Origin of the sequence: Mesorhizobium sp. M2A.F.Ca.ET.039.01.1.1 (assembly GCF_003998035.1) — a bacterium.
Classification (GTDB): Bacteria; Pseudomonadota; Alphaproteobacteria; order Rhizobiales; family Rhizobiaceae; genus Mesorhizobium.
The window spans coordinates 1-2,361 of record NZ_RZRY01000850.1 but is presented as its reverse complement, the minus strand read 5'-3'; the positions used below and the strand labels follow the sequence as shown (position 1 = coordinate 2,361).

The 2,361-nt window shown below is 61.7% G+C and carries 3 protein-coding genes and 1 pseudogene; 1 reads left to right on the top strand and 3 read right to left on the bottom strand.

Features of this window, described 5'->3' with window-relative positions:
- Positions 1 to 522: 522 nt before the first annotated feature.
- Positions 523 to 687, top strand: coding sequence for a hypothetical protein (locus EOA24_RS42065; protein WP_189349945.1), 165 nt, complete (start codon positions 523 to 525; stop codon positions 685 to 687).
- A 31-nt stretch (positions 688 to 718) separates the two neighbouring features.
- On the opposite strand, the pseudogene EOA24_RS34595 reads toward EOA24_RS42065, so the two are convergent.
- The 3 genes and pseudogenes from EOA24_RS34595 to EOA24_RS34585 form a co-directional block, all read right to left on the bottom strand.
- A pseudogene (locus tag EOA24_RS34595) lies at positions 719 to 978 on the bottom strand (HU family DNA-binding protein).
- Positions 979 to 1,124: 146 nt separating this feature from the next.
- Positions 1,125 to 1,379: a WGR domain-containing protein gene (locus tag EOA24_RS34590; RefSeq protein WP_127410622.1), complete on the bottom strand. Its 255-nt coding sequence runs from the start codon at positions 1,377 to 1,379 to the stop codon at positions 1,125 to 1,127.
- Between the two features lie 343 nt (positions 1,380 to 1,722).
- Positions 1,723 to 2,199, bottom strand: a complete 477-nt coding sequence (locus EOA24_RS34585; RefSeq protein ID WP_127410621.1) for an XRE family transcriptional regulator — start codon at positions 2,197 to 2,199, stop codon at positions 1,723 to 1,725.
- Positions 2,200 to 2,361 lie beyond the last annotated feature (162 nt).

Genomic DNA, 2,361 nt, shown 5'->3' with positions numbered 1-2,361 from the left:
ACGCGCTGCACGCGGCAGCGCGATCACGCGGGTTCGACTTCATGCCGCTTCCCGACGATGTCGCACTGCTGCTTGTAGAACATCTCGCCAAGGGCGCCGACGGACAGCCGCATGGCGGCCCGCTCGCAGCATTCTTGCGGCATCTGCGATCGAAGTAGCCACGAAAGAGGCCCGTGCCGGGCAAGCGTCCGGCACGGGCCTCTTTTTTTGCCAACCCGGGCCGCCTCCGTCGAACGTCATCACAACGCTGACCTGTCACGGTGGTCACGTTGGCGCCTCACACGGGACGGTGCCGCGCGTGCTTCTCGGTTTCCGGTCGCATATCCGGGCACGGGGTCTCTGCTCAGGTCGTCCCATGGTGCCATGGCGCTCCGAAGGCCTCAAGGACGAGCGGTCCCCCCAAAATGCTTGCGCATTTCGGCTCCCCCACTCGCCGCCTCCGGCGGTCGCTGCGCGATCCTTGACCCCTCCGGCCCGCCATCGCCGCCGGCGTCGTCCTTCACAAACATCAAGGAGATGACGATGTCGATCGATCAACACATTGAAGAGCTTCGGGCCGAGCTGCGGAACGCCGTCGACGCCGACGAGCGGCGCTGGATCAAGGAGGAGCTGGCGATGGCGCTGGCCGAGCGCGAGGCGATCTGGGCCGAGCAGGAAAGCCTCTTCAGCAGCGATCCGCCCTTCTAGGGGTGTCGCGCATTGGACGCGCTTGTCGGCCTCAGCCGTTGAGCGCGTCCTTCACGGCCTTCGCCGGCACGAAGGCCAACTTCTTCGAGGCCGCGATCTTGATCGTTCCGCCGGTAGCCGGATTGCGGCCTTCACCTTGAATTTTCCGAAGCCGGGGATGTTCGTCTCGGCCCCGCTCGCCGCCGCGGACGCAATCTCCTTAAAGACGCCGTCAACAATGGCCTTGGCCTGCGCCATGGTCAGGTTCTGAGTTGCGGCAATCTTGTCGGCAATCTCGGTCGCTGTAGTCATGTCGAGAACTCTCCTCGCTGGTGGATCAATCCCTCCCCTATGGCAACCAATTCGCCGTAAGGGTAGGGCAGGCGTTCGAGTAACGCCCGCATCCACCGAAAATCGCGGGATTCTTGGCTATTTCGTCCTACTCTGCGACTCAGATTTCACGCGGCGCTGCTGTCGCGATATCCCTTGCGACGCTTCGTACGTTCGAGTCGCATCGAAGCGCTCGCCGCGTCATCCTCACTGTCGAACGTCTCTATCATAGACTGGCCGTTGGTGCCGATCCTTCCCCAGTTGCGGATGACGGAGGCGCCGCCGAACAGGGTCGGCTGGATGGCGAGCAAATAGAAACGCCGCATGTTCCGTGACGGGTCGATGCGGTGAAGATGAACTGGCACTGTTTTCTCGTGATCCATGGCCGGAGTCTCGCTTCCTGCGGAAGTGGCGTCCAACGACATTGCTGAATCGATCCCGCAGGACCGATTCGTGGAGATGATGGATCGCAGCGTCGGCCGACGCATGGTTGGCTTGTCTTCGGTAAGGAAGCGTTGGGCGAGGCCCTTCGGGCACGGCTCTACTCGCGCCCCAAATGGCGCTCCCCGAGCCCGCAAGCGGTCTCCGCGCATTCGCGTGACGATCCTCTCGCGAAGGTCGGCCCGCCGGCGCGCATCCCCGACGACTGCAGCGCGAAGCGGGCGCGTGACCGGCAGGTCGCGGGCGGGCGGACACTGCGCACGCCGGGATTTGCCTCTTTTTCCCTTATGACTGACCTGAGCGGTCGCGTTCGCCCACCAATCCTTCGATCATGCCGAGCAGGCTGGATGCCGTCGATGCCGGCATGTCCAAGATACGCAACATCAGCTTCAATTTGTCGTCGGCTTCCTTCCGGGTTTCCCCGAACAGGTGAGGGGCTGCTGCGTGAATCATCTCCACCGGCGAACAGTCGAGAATTTCGCAAAGATGGATCAGCCGCGTCGCTTGGAGCTTGGAGAAGGCCCGCTCATAGCGCGCGAAGATGGTCTCGTGCAGGCCGACCATTGTACCCATCTGCGCGCGGTTCAGCCGCTTGGCGTCGCGGTGCTCGCGGATGAACTGGCTGAATATTTGCTCCATTTCGCCAAAGCTTAGAATACCCTCAAAGCCGGGCTTCCTGTAGATCGGCTTTTCCGATTCTTCATCGGTCGTTTCGACGAGCCCCTGCTCCTCGATGTATTTTTGAACATCCTTGATCGCCATGGCGGCGGCTTCTGCCCGTTCTCTGTTGCCCAAAAATGCGCGTCGGTCTGACCTACGCGTTCGCCCCGATCGGCCCTAATTCAATAGAAAGTAGAGCCAATTTGACATAACTAGCAGGAAAATTAGCCGCGGATCAAATCTCCTCTTTCGTCAAGCCCCGAT

What these genes read in the sequence shown, in the direction of transcription:
- EOA24_RS42065 (WP_189349945.1), top strand. Translation starts at nt 523, where the DNA reads ATGTCGATCGATCAACACATTGAAGAGCTTCGGGCCGAGCTGCGGAAC.
- EOA24_RS34590 (WP_127410622.1), bottom strand. Translation starts at nt 1,379, where the DNA reads ATGGATCACGAGAAAACAGTGCCAGTTCATCTTCACCGCATCGACCCG.
- EOA24_RS34585 (WP_127410621.1), bottom strand. Translation starts at nt 2,199, where the DNA reads ATGGCGATCAAGGATGTTCAAAAATACATCGAGGAGCAGGGGCTCGTC.